General features: G+C 61.3%; 16 protein-coding genes. 7 read left to right on the forward strand and 9 right to left on the reverse strand.

Going from position 1 to position 19,739, the window contains the following annotated elements; genetic code table 11:
* Positions 1-33 precede the first annotated feature (33 nt).
* Complete coding sequence (locus ACZ5M5_RS20015; protein ID WP_103311335.1) at positions 34-1,038, forward strand: glutathione S-transferase family protein; 1,005 nt, start codon at positions 34-36, stop codon at positions 1,036-1,038.
* Between the two features lie 473 nt (positions 1,039-1,511).
* Here ACZ5M5_RS20015 and cysG read toward each other — a convergent pair whose 3' ends face one another.
* The 6 genes from cysG to ACZ5M5_RS20045 form a co-directional block, all read right to left on the reverse strand.
* Complete coding sequence (gene cysG / locus ACZ5M5_RS20020; RefSeq protein ID WP_464737881.1) at positions 1,512-2,906, reverse strand: siroheme synthase CysG; 1,395 nt, start codon at positions 2,904-2,906, stop codon at positions 1,512-1,514.
* Positions 2,907-4,187 (reverse strand): serine--tRNA ligase, encoded by a 1,281-nt coding sequence (gene serS, locus ACZ5M5_RS20025; protein WP_025213005.1) that lies wholly within the window; start codon positions 4,185-4,187, stop codon positions 2,907-2,909.
* A gap of 15 nt (positions 4,188-4,202) precedes the next feature.
* The gene (gene crcB, locus ACZ5M5_RS20030) at positions 4,203-4,577 is read right to left on the reverse strand and encodes a fluoride efflux transporter CrcB (protein WP_018608522.1); all 375 of its coding nucleotides are present in this window, start codon (positions 4,575-4,577) and stop codon (positions 4,203-4,205) included.
* Entirely contained in the window at positions 4,574-5,899 is a 1,326-nt protein-coding gene (locus ACZ5M5_RS20035) for a replication-associated recombination protein A (RefSeq protein ID WP_046064131.1), read from the reverse strand. The genes crcB and ACZ5M5_RS20035 overlap by 4 nt, the downstream gene beginning before the upstream one ends.
* A 168-nt stretch (positions 5,900-6,067) precedes the next feature.
* Positions 6,068-6,691, reverse strand: a complete 624-nt coding sequence (lolA, locus tag ACZ5M5_RS20040) for an outer membrane lipoprotein periplasmic chaperone LolA (RefSeq protein WP_192260950.1) — start codon at positions 6,689-6,691, stop codon at positions 6,068-6,070.
* Between the two features lie 58 nt (positions 6,692-6,749).
* Positions 6,750-9,155: a DNA translocase FtsK gene (locus ACZ5M5_RS20045; protein ID WP_060741564.1), complete on the reverse strand. Its 2,406-nt coding sequence runs from the start codon at positions 9,153-9,155 to the stop codon at positions 6,750-6,752.
* A gap of 261 nt (positions 9,156-9,416) precedes the next feature.
* On the opposite strand from ACZ5M5_RS20045, the gene trxB reads away from it, so the two are divergent.
* The 4 genes from trxB to infA all read left to right on the forward strand — a co-directional run bounded on the left by trxB (position 9,417) and on the right by infA (position 12,242).
* On the forward strand, positions 9,417-10,376 hold the full coding sequence (gene trxB / locus ACZ5M5_RS20050) for a thioredoxin-disulfide reductase (protein ID WP_060741563.1): 960 nt from the start codon (positions 9,417-9,419) through the stop codon (positions 10,374-10,376).
* Between the two features lie 79 nt (positions 10,377-10,455).
* Positions 10,456-11,136: a leucyl/phenylalanyl-tRNA--protein transferase gene (gene aat / locus ACZ5M5_RS20055; RefSeq protein WP_060741562.1), complete on the forward strand. Its 681-nt coding sequence runs from the start codon at positions 10,456-10,458 to the stop codon at positions 11,134-11,136.
* 57 nt (positions 11,137-11,193) lie between these two features.
* Complete coding sequence (locus tag ACZ5M5_RS20060) at positions 11,194-11,901, forward strand: arginyltransferase (RefSeq protein WP_053123176.1); 708 nt, start codon at positions 11,194-11,196, stop codon at positions 11,899-11,901.
* Positions 11,902-12,023: 122 nt separating this feature from the next.
* The gene (gene infA, locus ACZ5M5_RS20065; RefSeq protein WP_002553999.1) at positions 12,024-12,242 is read left to right on the forward strand and encodes a translation initiation factor IF-1; all 219 of its coding nucleotides are present in this window, start codon (positions 12,024-12,026) and stop codon (positions 12,240-12,242) included.
* 235 nt (positions 12,243-12,477) lie between these two features.
* Here the strand turns inward: infA and clpA are convergent, their stop codons facing one another.
* Complete coding sequence (clpA, locus tag ACZ5M5_RS20070) at positions 12,478-14,748, reverse strand: ATP-dependent Clp protease ATP-binding subunit ClpA (protein ID WP_024616766.1); 2,271 nt, start codon at positions 14,746-14,748, stop codon at positions 12,478-12,480.
* 29 nt (positions 14,749-14,777) lie between these two features.
* On the reverse strand, positions 14,778-15,140 hold the full coding sequence (gene clpS, locus ACZ5M5_RS20075) for an ATP-dependent Clp protease adapter ClpS (protein WP_003180089.1): 363 nt from the start codon (positions 15,138-15,140) through the stop codon (positions 14,778-14,780).
* Between the two features lie 228 nt (positions 15,141-15,368).
* Between clpS and ACZ5M5_RS20080 the strand changes: the two genes are divergently transcribed.
* Positions 15,369-15,644 (forward strand): cold shock domain-containing protein, encoded by a 276-nt coding sequence (locus tag ACZ5M5_RS20080; protein ID WP_103308485.1) that lies wholly within the window; start codon positions 15,369-15,371, stop codon positions 15,642-15,644.
* Positions 15,645-15,724: 80 nt separating this feature from the next.
* Here ACZ5M5_RS20080 and icd read toward each other — a convergent pair whose 3' ends face one another.
* Positions 15,725-16,981, reverse strand: a complete 1,257-nt coding sequence (icd, locus tag ACZ5M5_RS20085; protein ID WP_060741560.1) for an NADP-dependent isocitrate dehydrogenase — start codon at positions 16,979-16,981, stop codon at positions 15,725-15,727.
* A 482-nt stretch (positions 16,982-17,463) separates the two neighbouring features.
* Here icd and ACZ5M5_RS20090 point away from each other — a divergent pair, with 482 nt between their 5' ends.
* The gene (locus tag ACZ5M5_RS20090; RefSeq protein ID WP_103308484.1) at positions 17,464-19,689 is read left to right on the forward strand and encodes an NADP-dependent isocitrate dehydrogenase; all 2,226 of its coding nucleotides are present in this window, start codon (positions 17,464-17,466) and stop codon (positions 19,687-19,689) included.
* Positions 19,690-19,739 lie beyond the last annotated feature (50 nt).

The following is a 19,739-nucleotide window of genomic DNA, read 5'->3' on the forward strand; positions in this document are numbered from 1 at the left end:
CGTCTCCAACGATTATTGAGCGAGGATATCCAGATGGGTTTGTTGGTCGAAGGCCGCTGGCAGGACCAGTGGTATGAAAGCAAGGACGGCACCTTCCAGCGCGAACAGGCGCAGCGCCGTCATTGGGTGACCGCCGACGGCAGCGCCGGCCCCTCGGGCGAAAGCGGGTTTGCCGCCGAGGCCGGGCGCTACCATTTGTATGTCTCCCTGGCCTGCCCCTGGGCCCACCGCACGCTGATCGTGCGCAAGCTCAAGGGCCTGGAGGCGCTGATCGATGTCTCGGTGGTCAGCTACCTGATGCTGGAAAACGGCTGGACCTTCGACAAGACCCACGGCTCCACAGGCGACAAACTCGACCCTCTGCAATTCCTGCATCAGCGCTACACCGCCGACACGCCGGACTACACCGGCCGCGTCACCGTGCCAGTGCTGTGGGACAAACGCCAGCAGCGCATCGTCAACAACGAATCGGCGGAAATCATCCGCATGTTCAACAGTGCCTTCGATGGTTTGACCGGCAACGACCTGGACCTGTATCCCGAGCACCTGCGCCGCGATATCGATGCCTTGAACGAGCGGATCTACCCGGCGGTCAACAACGGTGTGTATCGCGCCGGGTTCGCCACCACCCAAGCGGCCTACGAAGAAGCGTTCGACGGTTTATTCGCCGAACTGGACCGGCTGGAGACCTTGCTTGCGACCAAACGCTACTTGGCTGGCGAATACCTGACCGAGGCGGATATCCGCCTGTTCACCACGATCATCCGTTTCGACGCGGTGTATTTCGGTCACTTCAAATGCAACCTGCGGCGCATCGCCGATTATCCGAACCTGTCGAACTGGCTGCGGGAGCTGTACCAGTGGCCGGGCATTGCCGAAACCGTGGACTTCACCCATATCCAGGGCCATTACTACGGCAGCCACAAGACCATCAACCCTAACGGGATCGTGCCCAAGGGGCCGAAGCAGGATTTCACGGTTGCCCATGATCGGGAAAGGTTGAGTGGGAAAGGGATCTGGCGGCAGACTGAGGATTGATCCGGAAAATCCGTTGTAGCTGAGGGCCTCATCGCGAGCAAGCTCAGCTCCCACATTGGATCTGCAGTGCGCCAAAGGTCCCTGTGGGAGCCGAGCTTGCTCGCGATAGCGGTGGGTCAGCAGAGGTCATGTTGAGTGGGCCGCCCGCATCGCGAGCAAGCTCGCTCCCACACTGGATCTTCAGTGCGCCAAAGGCCCCTGTGGGAGCGAGCTTGCTCGCGATAGCGGTGGGTCAGCAGAGGTCATGTTGAGTGGGCCGCCCGCATCGCGAGCAAGCTCGCTCCCACACTGGATCTTCAGTGCGCCAAAGGTCCCTGTGGGAGCGAGCTTGCTCGCGATAGCGGTGGGTCAGCAGAGGTCATGTTGAGTGGGCCGCCCGCATCGCGAGCAAGCTCGCTCCCACACTGGATCTTCAGTGCGCCAAAGGTCCCTGTGGGAGCGAGCTTGCTCGCGATCGGGGCGACTCGGTCTTCCTAGACCTGCCCCTGAGCCCCTTCAAACCAGGCCAGTTTCTCGCGTAACTGCACCACTTCCCCCACGATCACCAGCGTCGGCGCATGCACCTCATGCTCGGCCACCAGCCGTGGCAAGTCCGCCAAAGTGCCGGTAAAGACCCGTTGGTTCGACGTCGTGCCCTGCTGGATCAACGCCGCTGGCGTATCCGCCGCGCGACCGTGCTTGATCAGCTCGTTGCAGATCATCGGCAGGCCGACCAAACCCATGTAGAACACCAGCGTCTGCGCCGGCGACACCAGGTCGGCCCACGGCAAGTCGCTGGTGCCGTCCTTGAGATGGCCGGTGATGAAACGCACCGATTGGGCGTAGTCGCGATGGGTCAGCGGGATCCCGGCGTAGGCCGCGCAACCACTGGCGGCGGTGATGCCCGGGACGACCTGGAACGGAATGCCATGGGCCGCCAGCTCTTCGATCTCCTCGCCACCACGGCCGAAAATGAACGGATCGCCGCCCTTCAACCGCACCACGCGCTTGCCCTGGCGAGCCAGGTCGACCAATTGCTGGTTGATCTGGTCCTGGGGTACGGCGTGGTCGGCGCGGCGCTTGCCAACGTAGATGCGTTCGGCGTCGCGTCGGCACAATTCCAGAATCGCCGGCGCCACCAGGCGGTCGTACAGCACCACGTCCGCCTGCTGCATCAAGCGCAAGGCGCGGAAGGTCAGCAGGTCCGGATCTCCCGGCCCGGCCCCCACCAGATAAACCTCGCCCGGCGCGCTCGGCGCCTGGCCGTCGATCTTGTCCCGCAGCAAGCGCTCGGCTTCGCCGCCCTGCCCGGCCAGTTGGCGGTCGGCGATAGGGCCTTGGAACACCTCTTCCCAGAATGCCCGGCGCTGCTGGACATCGGGAAACAGTTGCTTGACCTGATTGCGAAAACGCGCCGCCAGCCCGGCCAACTGCCCATAGGTCGAGGGAATCCAGGTTTCCAGCTTGGCCCGGATCAGCCGCGCCAGCACCGGCGCGTCGCCGCCACTGGACACTGCGATCACCAAGGGCGAGCGGTCGACGATCGCCGGGAAGATCACGCTGCACAGGGCCGGCGCGTCCACCACATTGACCGGCACGCAACGCTTGTGGGCGTCGGACGAGACCTGGGCATTGAGCGGTTCGTCGTCGGTGGCGGCAATGATCAGCCCGCAACCGTCCAGATCCGCCTCAAGGTAACCGCGCTGGATACACTCGCCGCCGCTGCCACTGACCAGTTCCCGCAACTGCGGTTCGATGTCGGGTGCAACCACCCGCAGCAACGCGCCGGCATCGGCCAGCAGGCGGGACTTGCGCAAGGCAATTTCCCCGCCGCCGACCACGAGCACGCGGCTGCCGCGCAGGTTGTGGAACAGTGGCAAATAGTCCATTTAGCCGATGACCTCGATGCCGCCCATGTAGGGTTTCAACACCTCGGGCACACGGATCGAACCGTCGGCCTGCTGGTAGTTCTCCAGCACTGCCACCAGGGTACGCCCCACCGCCAGGCCAGAGCCATTGAGGGTGTGGACCAGTTCCGGCTTGCCGGTTTCCGGGTTGCGGAAACGCGCCTGCATGCGGCGGGCCTGGAAGTCGCCGCAGTTGGAGCACGACGAAATCTCGCGGTACTTGTCCTGGCTCGGAATCCAGACTTCCAGGTCGTAGGTCTTGACCGCGCTGAAACCCATGTCGCCGGTGCACAGCGCCAGGGTGCGATACGGCAGTTCCAGCAGTTGCAGGACCTTCTCGGCGTTGGCGGTCAGGCTTTCCAGCGCCTCCATGGATTTAGACGGCTCGACAATCTGAACCATCTCGACCTTGTCGAACTGGTGCTGGCGGATCATGCCGCGGGTATCACGGCCCGACGCCCCGGCTTCACTGCGGAAGCACGGCGTGTGGGCGACGAACTTGATCGGCAGTTGCTTGGCGTCGACGATCTCGCCGGCCACGATGTTGGTCAGCGACACTTCGGCGGTCGGGATCAGGTACAGGTCGGCCTCGCCGTCGCGGCTGATCTTGAACAGGTCTTCCTCGAACTTCGGCAACTGACCGGTGCCCTGCAGCGCCGGGGCCTGGACCAGGTACGGGGTGTAGGCTTCTTCGTAGCCGTGTTCGGTGACATGCAGGTTGATCATGAACTGCGCCAGGGCCCGATGCAGGCGCGCGATCGGCCCGCGCAGCAGGGCGAAACGGGCGCCCGACAGCTTGGCGGCGGTTTCGAAGTCGAGCCAGCCGAATTTCTCGCCCAGGGCCACGTGGTCCTGCACCGGGAAATCGAAGGTTGTCGGCGTGCCCCAGCGGCGCACTTCGACGTTGCCGTCTTCGTCTTCACCAACCGGTACCGATTCGTGAGGCAGGTTCGGGATGCCCAGCAGGATCGAATCCAACTCGGTCTGGATCGCGTCCAGCTCGACCTTGCCCGCGCTCAATTCGCCCGCCATGCGCTCGACATCGGCCATCAGCGGTGCGATGTCTTCGCCACGCTGCTTGGCCTGGCCGATGGACTTGGAGCGCGCGTTACGTTCAGCCTGCAGGGCTTCGGTGCGGGTCTGGACGGTCTTGCGCTGTTCTTCCAGCGCTTCGATGCGCGCGACATCCAGGGCAAAGCCACGGGAAGCCAGGCGGTCCGCTACGTCCTGGAGGTTGCTACGTAACAGTTTGGAATCGAGCATGTCGGTCTCTCGTTATCAAAGTTTGGTCAAGGACAGGCCGGCCCAGGTGGCGAGCAGCCCGCCGAATACGCTGATGGCTGCATAGCCCAGGGCCAGCGGCACCTGCCCGCTTTCCAGCAGGCGCACCGTATCCAGTGAAAAGGATGAAAAAGTCGTCAGGCCGCCGAGAAAGCCAACCATCAACCCGGCCCGCACCTCGATGGGCACTTCCGGGCGAATCAAAAACAGACCGTATAGAACGCCGATCAGCAGACAGCCCACGATATTAACGGCCAGCGTCGCGGTATAGAAGTGCCGGGGCCAATTTGCGTTGATCCAGTTGCCCGTGGCGAAACGCAACAGCGTGCCGGCGACACCGCCAGCGGAAACGGCAAGTATCAGGGGGATCAAGGTTTTCTCCGCTGCCGTGGGCTCAAGCGATCCAGTTGTGCCAAGTGGTTGAGCTTCTCGCCGATCTTCAGCTCAAGGCCCCGCGGTACTGGCTGGTAGAAGCGCTGGGGTTCGAGTTCATCGGGGAAATAATCTTCGCCGGCGGCATAGGCGTCCGGCTCATCATGGGCATAACGGTATTCTTCGCCATAGCCCAGTTGCTTCATGAGCTTGGTCGGCGCGTTGCGCAGGTGCAGCGGCACTTCGAGGGAGCCGTGTTCGGTGGCGCTGCGCATCGCCGCCTTGAAGCCCATGTACACCGCGTTGCTCTTCGGCGCACAGGCCAGGTACGTGATGGCCTGGGCCACGGCGAGCTCACCTTCCGGGCTGCCGAGGCGCTCCTGCACATCCCACGCCGCCAGGCACAGGCTCAGGGCCCGGGGGTCGGCATTGCCGATGTCTTCGCTGGCCATGCGCACGACGCGCCGCGCCAGGTACAGCGGATCGCAACCGCCGTCGATCATGCGCGCAAACCAGTACAAGGCCGCATCGGGGTTGGAACCGCGGATGGATTTGTGCAGCGCCGAAATCTGGTCGTAGAACGCTTCGCCGCCCTTGTCGAAGCGGCGCCGGGTATCGCCCAGCAGGCTTTGCAGCAGCTCGACGCCAATCTCGCTGTCGTCTTCGGCCAGGTCCGAGGCGTTTTCCAGCAGGTTGAGCAAGCGCCGGCCATCGCCATCGGCGGCGGAAAACAGGATCTGGAAGCCTTCATCGCTGAGGCTCAAATGCCGCTTGCCCAGGCCGCGCTCCTCGGTCAGCGCCCGATGCACCAGCTTGCGCATCGCCGTCTCGTCGAGGCTCTTGAGCACATAGACCCGCGCCCGCGAGAGCAAGGCGTTGTTGAGTTCGAACGAAGGGTTTTCGGTGGTGGCACCGATGAAGATCAGCGTGCCGTCTTCGACGTAGGGCAGGAATGCGTCCTGCTGGGACTTGTTGAACCGGTGCACTTCGTCGACGAACAGGATCGTGCGCTTGCCGTACTGCCCAGCCTGCTGCTTGGCCACTTCCACCGCCTGGCGGATTTCCTTGACCCCGGCCAGCACCGCCGACACCGTTTCGAAGTGAGCGTCCGAGACTTCCGCCAGCAGCCGCGCCAGGGTGGTCTTGCCCACGCCCGGCGGGCCCCAGAAGATCATCGAGTGCAGGGCGCCCTGCTCCAGGGCCTCGCGCAGAGGCTTGCCGCGAGCGAGCACATGCTCCTGGCCGACGTACTCATCCAGGTTGGTCGCGCGCAAGCGGGCGGCCAATGGCTGGGCAATCGGGGCGCTTCGAAACAGGTCCATGATTACTACAAAACCTCCGCTGGGTCCTGTTGCCGACTCTATTGAACACTACAGCACCCTGTGGGAGCGAGCTTGCTCGCGATGGCGTCGGATCAGTCGAAATGGATGTGACTGACCCACCGATATCGCGAGCAAGCTCGCTCCCACATTAGGTTCTGAGATGCCCCCTTATTCCTGGATCACATCGGCACCCTTGGGGATGTCGAACTTGAACTTGGACGCGGCGATCCGCTCGTTGGCCTTGACCCCGGTGAACAGGATATTGGTGCGCTGGCCGACACTGTCGATCAACTGCATGTCGTTGACCAGGCCGTTGCGGAACGACAGGCGCAGGCTGTCGAACAGGCTGTCCTTGGTCTTGGGCTTGAGGGTGAAGTCAATCACGCCACCGGCCTCCTTGGAGGTGATCTCGAAGCTCTGGCTGATCTCGGAGATGTCACCGGACAGCAACAGCGCCGGCGTCTGGGTCAGGCGCTGGTCGAGGGTCTTGATGGTCACCTGTTCCAGGTCCGGGTCCCACAGGGAGACTTTCTTGCCGTCGGACACCATCAGTTGTTCGGCTGGTGCATCCGTGTGCCAGTAGAACAGGCCCGGGCGCTGCAGGGCCATGTCGCCAGCGGTTTCCTGCAATTGGGTGCCACTGCCATCGAGGGTCAACTGGGAAAAACGTGCGGTCAAGGTCTGGGAGCCCCCCAGCAATTGGGTCAGGCGAGCCACGTCCTTTTCGCCGGCGTGGGCCGACAAGGTAGACAAGGCCAGTACGGGCAACAGCAACATGCGAATCAGGCGCATGGGAGTCCTCATGAAGTCGTGGGGGTTCGAGCGGCGCTTCGGCAGGCCGCCCGGGTCATTAGTCGCGCATCGGGCCCGGCGCCAGTACTTCGCGCGAGCCGTTGGTGTTCATGGCCGTCACCACCCCGGCCATTTCCATGGCTTCGATCATGCGGGCGGCGCGGTTGTAGCCAATCTTCAGCTTGCGCTGGACGGCGGAAATCGAGGCCCGGCGGCTCTCCAGGACAAACTGCACCGCTTCGTCATAGAGCGCATCGGTTTCAGCGTCGTCGTCACCGCCGCCACTGCTGCCCTCGAAACCGCTGCCGGCCTCTTCGACACCGTTGAGGATGTCGTCGTTGTATTCAGGCGCGCCACGCAACTTCCAAGCTTCCACCACGCGGTGCACTTCGTCATCGGAAACGAACGCACCGTGCACACGAATCGGCAGGCTGGTGCCCGGCGGCATATAGAGCATGTCACCATGCCCCAGCAACTGCTCGGCGCCACCCTGGTCGATGATGGTCCGCGAGTCGATCTTGCTCGATACCTGGAACGCCATGCGGGTCGGGATGTTGGCCTTGATCAGGCCGGTGATCACGTCCACCGACGGCCGCTGCGTGGCGAGGATCAAGTGGATACCGGCCGCACGGGCCTTCTGGGCGATACGGGCGATCAGTTCTTCGACCTTCTTGCCGACGATCATCATCATGTCGGCGAATTCGTCCACCACCACCACGATGGTCGGCAGCTTGTGCAGCAGCGGCGCTTCGTCGTGGATGCTCTCGCGGTGATACAACGGATCGCTCAATGGCGTACCGGCCTCTTCGGCCTCCTTGACCTTGGCGTTGAAGCCCGACAGGTTGCGCACGCCCATCTTCGCCATCAGCTTGTAGCGGCGCTCCATCTCGGCGACGCTCCAGCGCAGGGCGTTGGCGGCGTCCTTCATGTCGGTGACCACCGGGCACAGCAGGTGCGGAATGCCTTCGTAGATCGACAATTCGAGCATTTTCGGGTCGATCATGATCAGCTTGGCGTCTTCCGGGCCGGACTTGAACAGAATCGACAGGATCATCGCGTTCACGCCCACCGACTTACCGGAACCGGTGGTACCGGCCACCAGCAGGTGAGGCATCTTCGCCAGGTCGGTGATGACCGGCTTGCCGCCGATGTCGTGGCCCAGGGCCAGGGTGACCGGCGACTTGTGGTTGTCATACTCAGGCGTCGACAGCACTTCGGAGAAGCGCACGATCTGGCGGTCTTCGTTGGGAATCTCGATACCCACGGTGGTCTTGCCGGGAATCACCTCCACCACCCGCACGCTGGTCACGGCCAGGGAACGCGCCAGGTCTTTCGCCAGGTTGGCGATGCGACTGACCTTCACGCCGGCAGCGGGCTGGATTTCGTAGCGGGTAATCACCGGGCCCGGGTGGATCGAATCCACCGACACCTCGACCCCGAACTCCTTGAGCTTGATCTCCAGCAAGTGGCCGACGGCCGCCAGGGATTCGGGGGAATAATTGAGCTGTTTCTTCTCGGCCGGGTCCAGGATCGAGATCGGCGGCAAGGTGCCTTCCACCGCACTGTCGACGAACAGCGGCGCCTGTTTCTCTTTCTGTACGCGCTTGCTCTGCTCCGGCGGCTTGGCCGGGGCCATGGTGATGACCGGCGGCACCTGTTTTTCGCGCTCGGACATGTGTTTGCTCAAGGCCTGCTCACGCTCGATCAGGCGCTCCTTGACCTTGGCCTGCTCGCGCTTGTCCGGCGTCGTCGGGGCCACCACGTCGTGGACGCGGTCGTCGACTTCACGCAGTTGCGCCACCAGTTGCTTGCGCTCGGTGCGCGCCGCCCACCAGCGGTTCATGGCGCCCTGGATCAGTTCGATCAGGTCGAGGGTGATCTTGCCCGTGACGTCCATGACCTTGAACCAGGACAGGTCGGTGAACACCGTCAGGCCAAACAGGAACAGGGCGATGAACAACAACGTGCTGCCCTGGATGTTCAGGGCATTCCTGGCCAGATCGCCGAGGCTTTCCCCCAAGGCACCACCCGCCCCGGCCGGCAAGCCGGTGGGCGCATGGAAATGGATATGGGCCAGCGCGGCCCCCGACAACACCAGGAACACCAGGCCGATCAGGCGCCAGGAGAACAACCAGCCGCTCCACTGCCACGGCTCGTGGCGCTGGCGGAAGATCTGGTAGGCCTTGATCGCCAGCAGCAACGGGAAAATGTAGGCGAAATAGCCCAGCACCATGAACAGGATGTCGGCGCTGTAGGAACCGGCCGGACCGCCAAAATTCTGCACGTCGTCGATCTTGCTGTTATGGCTCCAGCCCGGATCGTCCTTGCCGTAGGTCAGCAAGGCCATCATCAGGAACAGGCACAGGGCACCGATGGCGATCAATGCACCTTCCTTGAGCCGGTAGTGCAGTTGCTGGCGCCAGAGCGGAACGACTGGTTTGGGTGCTGCGGTGGATTTCTTCAAAACGCTTCTTTTCCTGCGCCAACGGCGCGTCCATCTGTTGAATGACTATAAAAAACTGCCCATGACGAGCAGGTAAAAAAGTGAATGTGCACAACCGGTACTACTTTTACCACTGTGAGGCGCATCCAGAAAACTGCAGGCGTGGCCGAAAATTCTGATCTTTAGCCTATCCCGCGTTCAAAACCCAGGCATTGTACGGGTTTGTCTGCACCAATTGGACCATGCATTCTCTTTTGTGACAAAGGCTTATGAGGTGTTTTTATGAGCGAAGTGAAGCATTCACGCCTGATCATTCTGGGTTCCGGCCCTGCGGGGTACAGCGCGGCCGTCTATGCCGCCCGCGCCAACCTCAAACCCGTTGTCATTACTGGCCTGCAGGCCGGTGGCCAGCTCACCACCACCGTGGAAGTCGATAACTGGCCCGGCGATGTCGAAGGCCTGACCGGCCCGGTACTGATGGAGCGCATGCAACGGCACGCCGAGCGTTTCGACACGCAGATCGTCTACGACCATATCCACACCGCCAAGTTGCAGCAGCGCCCGTTCGAATTGATCGGCGACAGCGGCATCTATACCTGTGATGCGCTGATCATTGCCACCGGCGCCTCGGCCCAGTACCTGGGGCTGCCCTCGGAAGAAAGCTTCGCCGGCAAAGGGGTTTCCGCGTGCGCGACGTGCGATGGCTTTTTCTATCGCAACCAAGTGGTAGCGGTAGTCGGCGGCGGCAATACCGCGGTCGAGGAAGCCCTGTATCTGTCGAACATCGCCAGGGAAGTGCACCTGATCCACCGCCGCGACAAGCTGCGCGCCGAGAAAATCCTCCAGGACAAACTCTTCGAAAAGGCCACCAACGGCAATATCAAGCTGCACTGGAACCAGAACCTGGATGAAGTCCTGGGCGACGCCAGCGGCGTGACCGGCGCACGCCTGCGACACAGCGAGACCGGCGAAACCAGCACCCTGTCCCTCGCCGGGGTGTTCATTGCCATCGGTCACAAACCCAACACCGATCTGTTCCAGGGCCAGTTGACGATGCGCGACGGCTACCTGCTCGTGCATGGCGGCAGCGAAGGCAACGCCACCGCGACCGATATCGAAGGCGTATTCGCCGCAGGCGATGTGGCCGACCATGTCTATCGCCAGGCGATTACCTCCGCCGGCGCCGGCTGCATGGCCGCACTCGACGCGGAGAAGTATCTCGATGACATCCCTGCCGTTTGACGGTTAACCTTCCAGGCGGGGCCTCGCTGACCGGCGAGACCCGCACCTGCCGCCCTCCCCTTCTACAAGCCGGACGCCCATGCTGACCTGGTTACAACGCAACAGCCTCGAATTTCCGCCATTGGCAAAAGCCATGCGCGATCCCAACGGATTATTGGCCGCCGGTGGCGATCTATCCGCCGACCGGCTGATCCAGGCCTACCGCCACGGCTGCTTCCCATGGTTTTCCGAGGGGCAACCGATCCTGTGGTGGTCGCCGGATCCACGCACGGTGTTGCTTCCCGACGAACTGCACATATCCCGCAGCCTGGGCAAACTGTTGCGCAAGCAGCGCTATGACGTGACGTTCGATCAGGATTTTGCCGCGGTCATCCAGGCCTGCGCGGCGCCGCGCGACTATGCCGAGGGCACCTGGATCACCGACGCCATGCAAACCGCTTATCTGGAACTGCACCGACGCGGTTTCGCCCATTCAGTGGAAGTCTGGGACCAGGGGGTGCTGGTGGGCGGCCTGTATGGCTTGGCCATGGGCCAGTTGTTTTTTGGCGAGTCCATGTTCAGCCGGGCCGACAATGCGTCGAAATTCGGCTTCGCCACCCTGGTCCAACACCTCAAGGCCGCCGGTTTCGTGCTGATCGACTGTCAGATGCCCACCGAGCACCTGCACAGCCTGGGCGCTCGGTCGATTCCACGCACCGAATTTGCGGGCTATCTAAAGGCACATCTGGACCTGCCCAACCAGGCAACATGGGTTTGCTGAGCGACATTCGCGCTCCTGGCTTACAATTAAATCCAAAGCTTATTCCGAGGGCCGATCATGACCGAGTTGGCGCGTTTGAAGTTCTATGCCACTCAGCCCCACTCTTGCAGTTATCTGCCGGAGGAGCAGGCCACGACGCTGTTCCTCGACCCTAGCCAGCCCATGGATGTGCATGTCTACGCAGACCTGTCGGAAATGGGCTTTCGTCGTAGCGGCGATCATCTCTACCGGCCCCATTGCCAGCATTGCAACGCCTGCGTCCCGGCGCGCATTCCCGTGGCGCAATTCTTGCCCAATCGCCAGCAGAAACGCATTTTCAAGCGCAACGCCGACCTTCAGGTCCGCCCGGCCAAGCCGCAGTTCACCGAGGAATACTTCGACCTGTACCAACGCTACATCGAACAACGCCATGCCGATGGCGACATGTACCCACCCAGCCGGGATCAGTTCTCGACCTTCCTGGTGCGTGACCTGCCGTTTTCCCGCTTCTATGAATTCCGGCTGGAGGGACGGCTGGTCGCCATCGCTGTCACGGACCTGCTGCCCAACGGCCTTTCAGCGGTGTACACCTTCTATGAGCCGGAGGAAGAACGGCGCAGCCTGGGGCGCTTTGCCATTCTCTGGCAAATCAACGAAGCCCGGCGCCTGGGACTGGAAGCGGTGTACCTGGGCTACTGGATCAAGAACTGCAAGAAAATGAACTACAAGACCCAATATCGGCCTATCGAATTGCTGATTAACCAGCGATGGGTCGTCCTGAGTTAGAAGCCTTTGGCTTAAAAGTTAGAACCCCTTGGCTTGAACCCCCTTTTTCGGGCACAATGCACGCCGCTTTTGCCTGGCGCAGTTGCACCGGGCCATTCACTGGATACCGAGGGCTTTACTGCATGTCGAAAGAAGACAGCTTCGAAATGGAAGGCACTGTCGTCGACACCCTGCCCAACACCATGTTTCGTGTGGAGTTGGAAAATGGGCACGTCGTAACCGCGCATATCTCCGGCAAGATGCGCAAGAACTACATTCGTATTCTTACCGGTGACAAAGTGCGCGTCGAGCTGACGCCCTATGACTTGAGCAAAGGGCGCATCACTTACCGCGCTCGCTAACAAGTCAATACAAGACGCCCGGCTAGATGCCGGGCGTTTTTGTTTGCCTGCGATTTGATGCGCCCCGCCCTCCTTGTGGGAGCGAGCTTGCTCGCGATAGCAGAGGGTCAGCTTGCATTGATGCCGGATGTGCCGCCGCCATCGCGAGCAAGCTCGCTCCCACAGAGATTGGCGGTGGCGCCAGTAACAGCAAAAAGGCGCCTTTCGGCGCCTTTTGCTTTGTTGCAGTCAACGGTCAGGCCATTTCGGCCGTAGTTTCGAAGTCGAAGGTCAGTTCGCCGTCCTTGATGTCGATGTGAACCACACCGCCATGCTCGGCCAGCTCGCCAAAGAGAATCTCCTCCGCCAGCGGACGCTTGATCTTGTCCTGGATCAAGCGAGCCATCGGCCGCGCGCCCATCGTCACATCGTAACCACCTTCGGCCAGCCAACTGCGGGCTGCATCGGTGACCTCCAGCAACACACGCTTGTCTTCGAGCTGCGCCTGAAGTTCGGTAAGGAACTTGTCCACCACGCTCTTGATGACTTCATGACTGAGGCGACCGAACTGGATAATGGTGTCCAGGCGGTTGCGGAATTCAGGCGTGAAGCTCTTCTTGATCACTTCCATCGCATCGGACGAGTGGTCCTGATGGGTGAAACCGATCGAAGCGCGAGCTGCGGTTTCGGCGCCGGCGTTCGTGGTCATGATGACGATCACGTTGCGGAAGTCCGCCTTGCGCCCGTTGTTATCGGTCAGCGTACCGTGGTCCATCACCTGCAGGAGCAGGTTGAAGACTTCTGGATGCGCCTTCTCGATTTCGTCGAGCAGCAATACGCAGTGCGGTTGCTTGGTGATGGCTTCGGTCAACAGGCCGCCCTGGTCGAAACCGACATAGCCCGGAGGCGCACCGATCAGACGCGATACGGTGTGGCGCTCCATGTACTCGGACATGTCGAAGCGCACTAGCTCGATACCCATCGCCTTGGCCAACTGCCGTGCCGCCTCGGTCTTGCCGACACCGGTAGGACCGGCGAACAGGAACGAACCCACCGGCTTGTCCGGCGACTTGAGACCGGCACGGGACAGCTTGATGGCGGTCGACAGCGAGTCGATGGCCGCATCCTGGCCGAACACCGTCAGTTTCAGGTCACGCTCCAGGTTACGCAGCAGTTCCTTATCGGAACTGGTGACGTGCTTGGGCGGGATCCGCGCGATTTTCGCCACGATGTCCTCGACCTGAGGCACTTCGATGCGCTTGACGCGTTTCTCCACAGGCTGCAGGCGCTGGTAGGCACCCGCTTCGTCGATGACGTCGATGGCCTTGTCCGGCATGTGCCGGTCGTTGATGTAGCGCGAGGCCAGTTCAGCGGCCGCGCGCAGGGCTTCATCGCTGTATTCGATGTTGTGGTGCAGCTCGAATCGCCCCTTCAGGCCGCGCAGGATGCCAATGGTGTCTTCCACCGAAGGCTCCGACACATCGACCTTCTGGAAACGCCGGGCCAGGGCACGGTCTTTCTCGAAGATCCCGCGAAATTCCTGGAACGTGGTCGAGCCGATGCAACGGATATCACCCGAAGACAGCAGCGGCTTGAGCAGGTTCGACGCATCCATGACCCCGCCCGACGCCGCCCCGGCACCGATAATGGTGTGGATTTCGTCGATGAACAGGATCGCCTGCGGACGTTTTTTCAGTTCGCCGAGCAACGCCTTGAAGCGCTTCTCGAAATCACCGCGGTATTTGGTACCGGCCAGCAAGGCACCCAGGTCGAGGGAGTACACCACGCTGTTGGCCAACAGGTCCGGCACCTGGTTGTCGACGATGCGTTTGGCCAGGCCTTCGGCAATCGCGGTCTTGCCCACGCCTGCCTCGCCCACCAGCAATGGGTTGTTCTTGCGCCGCCGGGCCAGGATCTGGGCCACGCGCTCGACTTCCGCCTCGCGCCCGACCAGCGGATCGATCCGGCCCTGGCGTGCCAGTTCGTTCAGGTTGCTGGCATAGGCATCCAATGGGTTGCCTGAAGAAGAAGACTCACCGCCCTCGTCGTCCTGCATATCCTGCTCACCCTCGGAATGATCGCCATGCCCAGGCACCTTCGAGATGCCATGGGCGATGTAGTTGACGACATCGATACGCGCAACGCTCTGCTGCTTGAGCAGGAACACTGCCTGGCTTTCCTGCTCGCTGAAGATGGCAACCAGCACGTTGGCGCCGGTGACTTCGCGCTTGCCCGAGCTCTGTACGTGGAAGACAGCACGCTGCAGGACACGCTGGAAGCCCAGGGTTGGCTGGGTTTCACGATCCTCGTCATGCACGGGGATCAATGGCGTGGTGGAGTCGATGAACTCCTGCAGATCATGCTTGAGTTTATCGAGGTTCGCGCCGCAGGCACGCAAAACGGTGGCGGCAGCCTCGTTATCCAATAGGGCCAGCAGCAGGTGCTCGACGGTCATGAATTCATGACGCTTCGAACGAGCCTCCTTGAAGGCAAGATTGAGGGTGACTTCGAGCTCGCGGTTTAACATAGCTTCACCTCATACCCAAGTGGTCGGCGTTAACCGTCCTTCTCGATTTCACAGAGTAGCGGATGCTGGCTTTCCCGGGCGTACTGGTTGACCTGCATAGCCTTCGTCTCGGCGATGTCGCGGGTAAACACGCCACATACTGCCCGTCCCTCTGTATGGACGGCCAGCATGACCTTGGTCGCCAGCTCCCGATTCAGGTTAAAAAACACCTCGAGCACTTCGACGACGAAATCCATCGGTGTGTAGTCATCGTTGAACAAAACCACCTTGTACATCGGTGGCGCCTGTAATGCGGGCTTTGCTTCCTGAACAGCAATGCCTGCGGAATCGTCGTCGTGTAGATCCGGGCGATCCTGATTGAATGTTAGTCGAATCTGGCTGACTGCATGCATGGAAAGAAAGGTTCGTTTAGTTGGCGAATACAGTGATGGGGGCGCTTGTGGGCGATTTCAACCACGACCACCGGAGCCACCTTGACTATCGGGAAAACGGTGTTACAACCAATAGAGCCCATCGTGGGTTAAAAAGGTCCGTGGAATCTATCCTGTACAAGAAGATTAACCTGCGGATGGACTGGATGATACTCCAGTGATGGAGTGCGTTGCAGAGGGAAATGGGTTATGTCGGTCGTCAAGATGAAAGGTAAGGTGAAATGGTTCAATAATGCCAAGGGTTACGGTTTCATTCTTGCGGACGGCAAGGATATTGGAGACCTGTTCGCCCATTTTTCGGTGATCGAGATGGACGGCTACAAGACCCTGAAGGCCGGGCAACCGGTGACATTCAACGTCATCCAGGGGCCCAAGGGCCTGCACGCGATCAACATCAAGGTTGTCCTCGCCGAAGACGCGCCCGCCCCTGCCAATGTCATTGTCAGGGTCACCGAGACCCACTGACCGGCAGTCGCCACCCCGCCTGAATGAAAATGCCCGGCTCGATCACTCGAGCCGGGCATTCGCGTTGAGCGCCGATTCGCTTACATGTGCGAGATCAGGGCATCACCGAAGCCCGAGGACGATACCAGCTTGGCACCCTCCATCAGGCGTTCGAAGTCATAGGTCACGGTCTTGGCCGAAATCGCGCCGTTGGTGCCCTTGATGATCAGGTCGGCCGCTTCGGTCCACCCCATGTGGCGCAGCATCATTTCCGCCGACAGAATCAGCGAGCCCGGGTTGACCTGGTCCTTGCCGGCATACTTGGGCGCGGTACCGTGGGTGGCTTCGAACATCGCCACGGTGTCGGACAGGTTGGCGCCCGGCGCGATACCGATACCGCCCACTTCCGCCGCCAGGGCGTCGGACAGGTAGTCACCGTTCAGGTTCAGGGTGGCGATCACGTCATACTCTGCCGGGCGCAACAGGATCTGCTGCAACATCGCATCGGCGATGGCGTCCTTGACGATGACGTTCTTGCCGGTCCGCGGGTTCTTGAACTGCATCCACGGCCCGCCGTCGAGCAGGGTCGCGCCGAACTCTTCGGCTGCCACTTCGTAGGCCCATTCCTTGAAGGCACCTTCGGTGAACTTCATGATGTTGCCTTTATGCACGATGGTCAGCGAATCGCGGTCGTTGTCGACCACATATTGCAGGGCCTTGCGAGCCAGGCGCTTGGTGCCCTGCTTGGAAACCGGCTTGACGCCGATGCCGCAATCCTCGTCGAAACGGATCTTGGTCACGCCCATTTCTTCTTTCAGGAACTTGATGACCTTGGTGGCTTCGGGCGAGCCGGCTTTCCACTCGATGCCCGCGTAAATGTCCTCGGAGTTCTCGCGAAAGATCGTCATGTCCACGTCGCCAGGCTTCTTGACCGGGCTTGGCACACCTTCGAACCAGCGCACCGGACGCAGGCAGACATACAGGTCGAGCTGCTGGCGCAGCGCTACGTTCAACGAACGGATACCGCCACCCACCGGCGTGGTCAGCGGGCCCTTGATGGAAACCACGTAGTCCTTGACCGCATCCAGGGTTTCCTGGGGCAACCAGGTGTCCTGGTCGTAGACCTGGGTCGCTTTCTCACCGGCATAGACTTCCATCCAGGAAATCTTGCGCTTGCCGCCATAGGCCTTCTGAACCGCAGCGTCCACAACCTTGATCATGACCGGACTGATATCGACGCCAATGCCGTCGCCTTCGATGAAGGGGATGATCGGGTTGTCGGGAACATTAAGAGAATGGTCTGCATTGACGGTGATTTTGTCACCGACGGCTGGAACCTGAATCTTTTGATACCCCATGCTGAACTCCATTGCTTGGATTGAACATCTGGCTGCGTTCGAGCGTACCCCAGTTGAATCGGCACGCAAACCCTACGTTAGGCCCATCGGCGGCAAAGCGTTGCACTTCGCCGCGTACAACCCTGAAAACCAAGGGAAAAGCGCCAAACATGAGCATAGTCCGCCCTAGGGGGACTGCGACGTTTAGACCAATGGACGTGTACGGAAGTCTATGAACCATCGGCAGATCGCCAGCTACCTATGTATAATGCCGCCGCTGACCACAGGGTCACGACGGCTGACGGCTCTATCACAGGACTTTCCGCCAACTTAAAAGCCGGACCGTTACCGCGGCCCAACCGCTTGACGCTCGACTGATGCACCCAACATCACCGCGAAGAAACCTCGACATTCGGTTCACGGATGACTTTGAACGAACGCGCTTACCCGGCGCCCCTCGAGTTTCTGCGCATGCTTTAGCAAAGAAGAGAGTTAATCCGAATATGCCCACCCGCTCGAAGATCATCTATACCTTCACCGACGAAGCGCCTGCCCTCGCCACCTATTCGCTGCTGCCGATCGTCGAAGCCTTTACCGCTTCGGCCGATATCGCCGTGGAAACCCGCGATATCTCCCTCGCAGGGCGCATCCTGGCCAGCTTCCCCGAGCAACTGGGTGACAAAGCCGTAGCCGACCACCTCGCCGAACTGGGCGACCTGGCCGTTACGCCTGAAGCCAACATCATCAAGCTGCCGAACATCAGCGCCTCGGTGCCGCAACTGCAGGCCGCGATCAAGGAATTGCAGGCCCAGGGCTACGCACTGCCGGACTACCCGGAAACCGTGACCACCGACGCCGAGAAAGACGCTCGCGCCCGTTACGACAAGGTCAAGGGCAGCGCCGTGAACCCGGTCCTGCGCGAAGGCAACTCCGACCGCCGCGCACCGTTGTCGGTCAAGAACTACGCACGCAAGCACCCGCACAAGATGGGCGCCTGGGCCGCAGACTCCAAGTCCCACGTAGCCCACATGAGCACCGGCGATTTCTACGGCAGCGAAAAAGCCGCCCTGATCGACGCCGCCGGCAGTGTGAAAATCGAGCTGATCGCCCAGGACGGCACTGCCACTGTCCTGAAGGAAAAAACCACCGTACAAGCCGGTGAGATCCTCGACTGCGCCGTGATGAGCAAAAACGCCCTGCGCGACTTCATCGCCGCTGAAATCGAAGACGCCAAGCAAAAAGGCGTGCTGCTGTCGGTTCACCTCAAGGCCACCATGATGAAGGTCTCCGACCCGATCATGTTCGGCCAGATCGTTGCCGAGTTCTATAAAGACGCCCTGGCCAAGCACGCACAAGTGCTGGAGCAGATCGGCTTCAACCTGAACAACGGCATCGGCGACCTGTACGCCCGCATCAAGGCCCTGCCGGCCGAGCAGCAGGCGCAGATCGAAGCCGACATCCAGGCGGTCTACGCGGCGCGCCCATCCCTGGCGATGGTCAACTCCGACAAAGGCATCACCAACCTGCACGTGCCGAGCGACGTGATCGTCGACGCCTCGATGCCGGCCATGATCCGTGACTCCGGCAAGATGTGGGGCACCGATGGCCAGTTGCACGACACCAAGGCCGTGATCCCGGATCGCTGCTACGCCACCATCTACCAGGCGGTGATCGAAGACTGCAAGCAACACGGCGCCTTCGATCCAACCACCATGGGCAGCGTGCCGAACGTCGGCCTGATGGCCAAGAAAGCCGAAGAATACGGCTCTCACGACAAGACCTTCCAGATCAAGGCCAACGGCGTGGTCCGCGTTTCGGACAACACCGGTCGCACCCTACTGGAGCAGAACGTCGAGGCTGGCGACATCTTCCGCATGTGCCAGACCAAGGACGCGCCGATCCAGGATTGGGTCAAACTGGCCGTCAACCGTGCCCGCGCCAGCAGCACCCCGGCGATCTTCTGGCTGGACCCGATGCGCGCCCACGACGGCGTCGTCATCGAGAAGGTCCAGACCTACCTGAAGGACCACGACACCAGCGGCCTGGACATTCGCATCATGTCGCCTGTCGACGCGATGAAGTTCACCCTGGGCCGCACCCGCGAAGGCAAGGACACCATCTCGGTGACCGGCAACGTGCTGCGTGACTACCTGACCGACCTGTTCCCGATCATGGAACTGGGCACCAGCGCCAAGATGCTGTCGATCGTGCCGCTGATGAACGGCGGTGGCCTGTTCGAAACCGGCGCCGGCGGCTCGGCACCCAAGCACGTTCAGCAGTTGCTGGAAGAGAACTTCCTGCGCTGGGATTCCCTGGGCGAGTTCCTGGCCCTGGCTGCATCCCTCGAGCACCTGGGCGGGACCTACAACAACCCGAAAGCCCTGGTGCTGGCCAAGACCCTGGACCAGGCTACCGGTGAGTTCCTGGACCGCAACAAGTCGCCTTCGCGCAAGGTCGGCGGCATCGACAACCGCGGCAGCCACTTCTACCTGACCCTGTTCTGGGCCCAGGCACTGGCCGCCCAGGACGACGACGCAGCCCTCAAGGCCCAGTTCGCGTCCCTGGCCAAGACATTGACCGACAACGAAGAAAAGATCGTTGCCGAACTCAATGCCGTGCAAGGCAAGCCCGTGGACATCGGCGGTTACTACTTCGCCAACCCCGAGCTGACCAGCAAGGCCATGCGCCCGAGCGCCACCTTCAACGCGGCGATTGCTGCGCTGGTGTAAGGTTGTAAGGGAACATCACAAACCCCGGCCTAGTGCCGGGGTTTGTGTTT

The organism is Pseudomonas sp. Van50, from assembly GCF_055390755.1.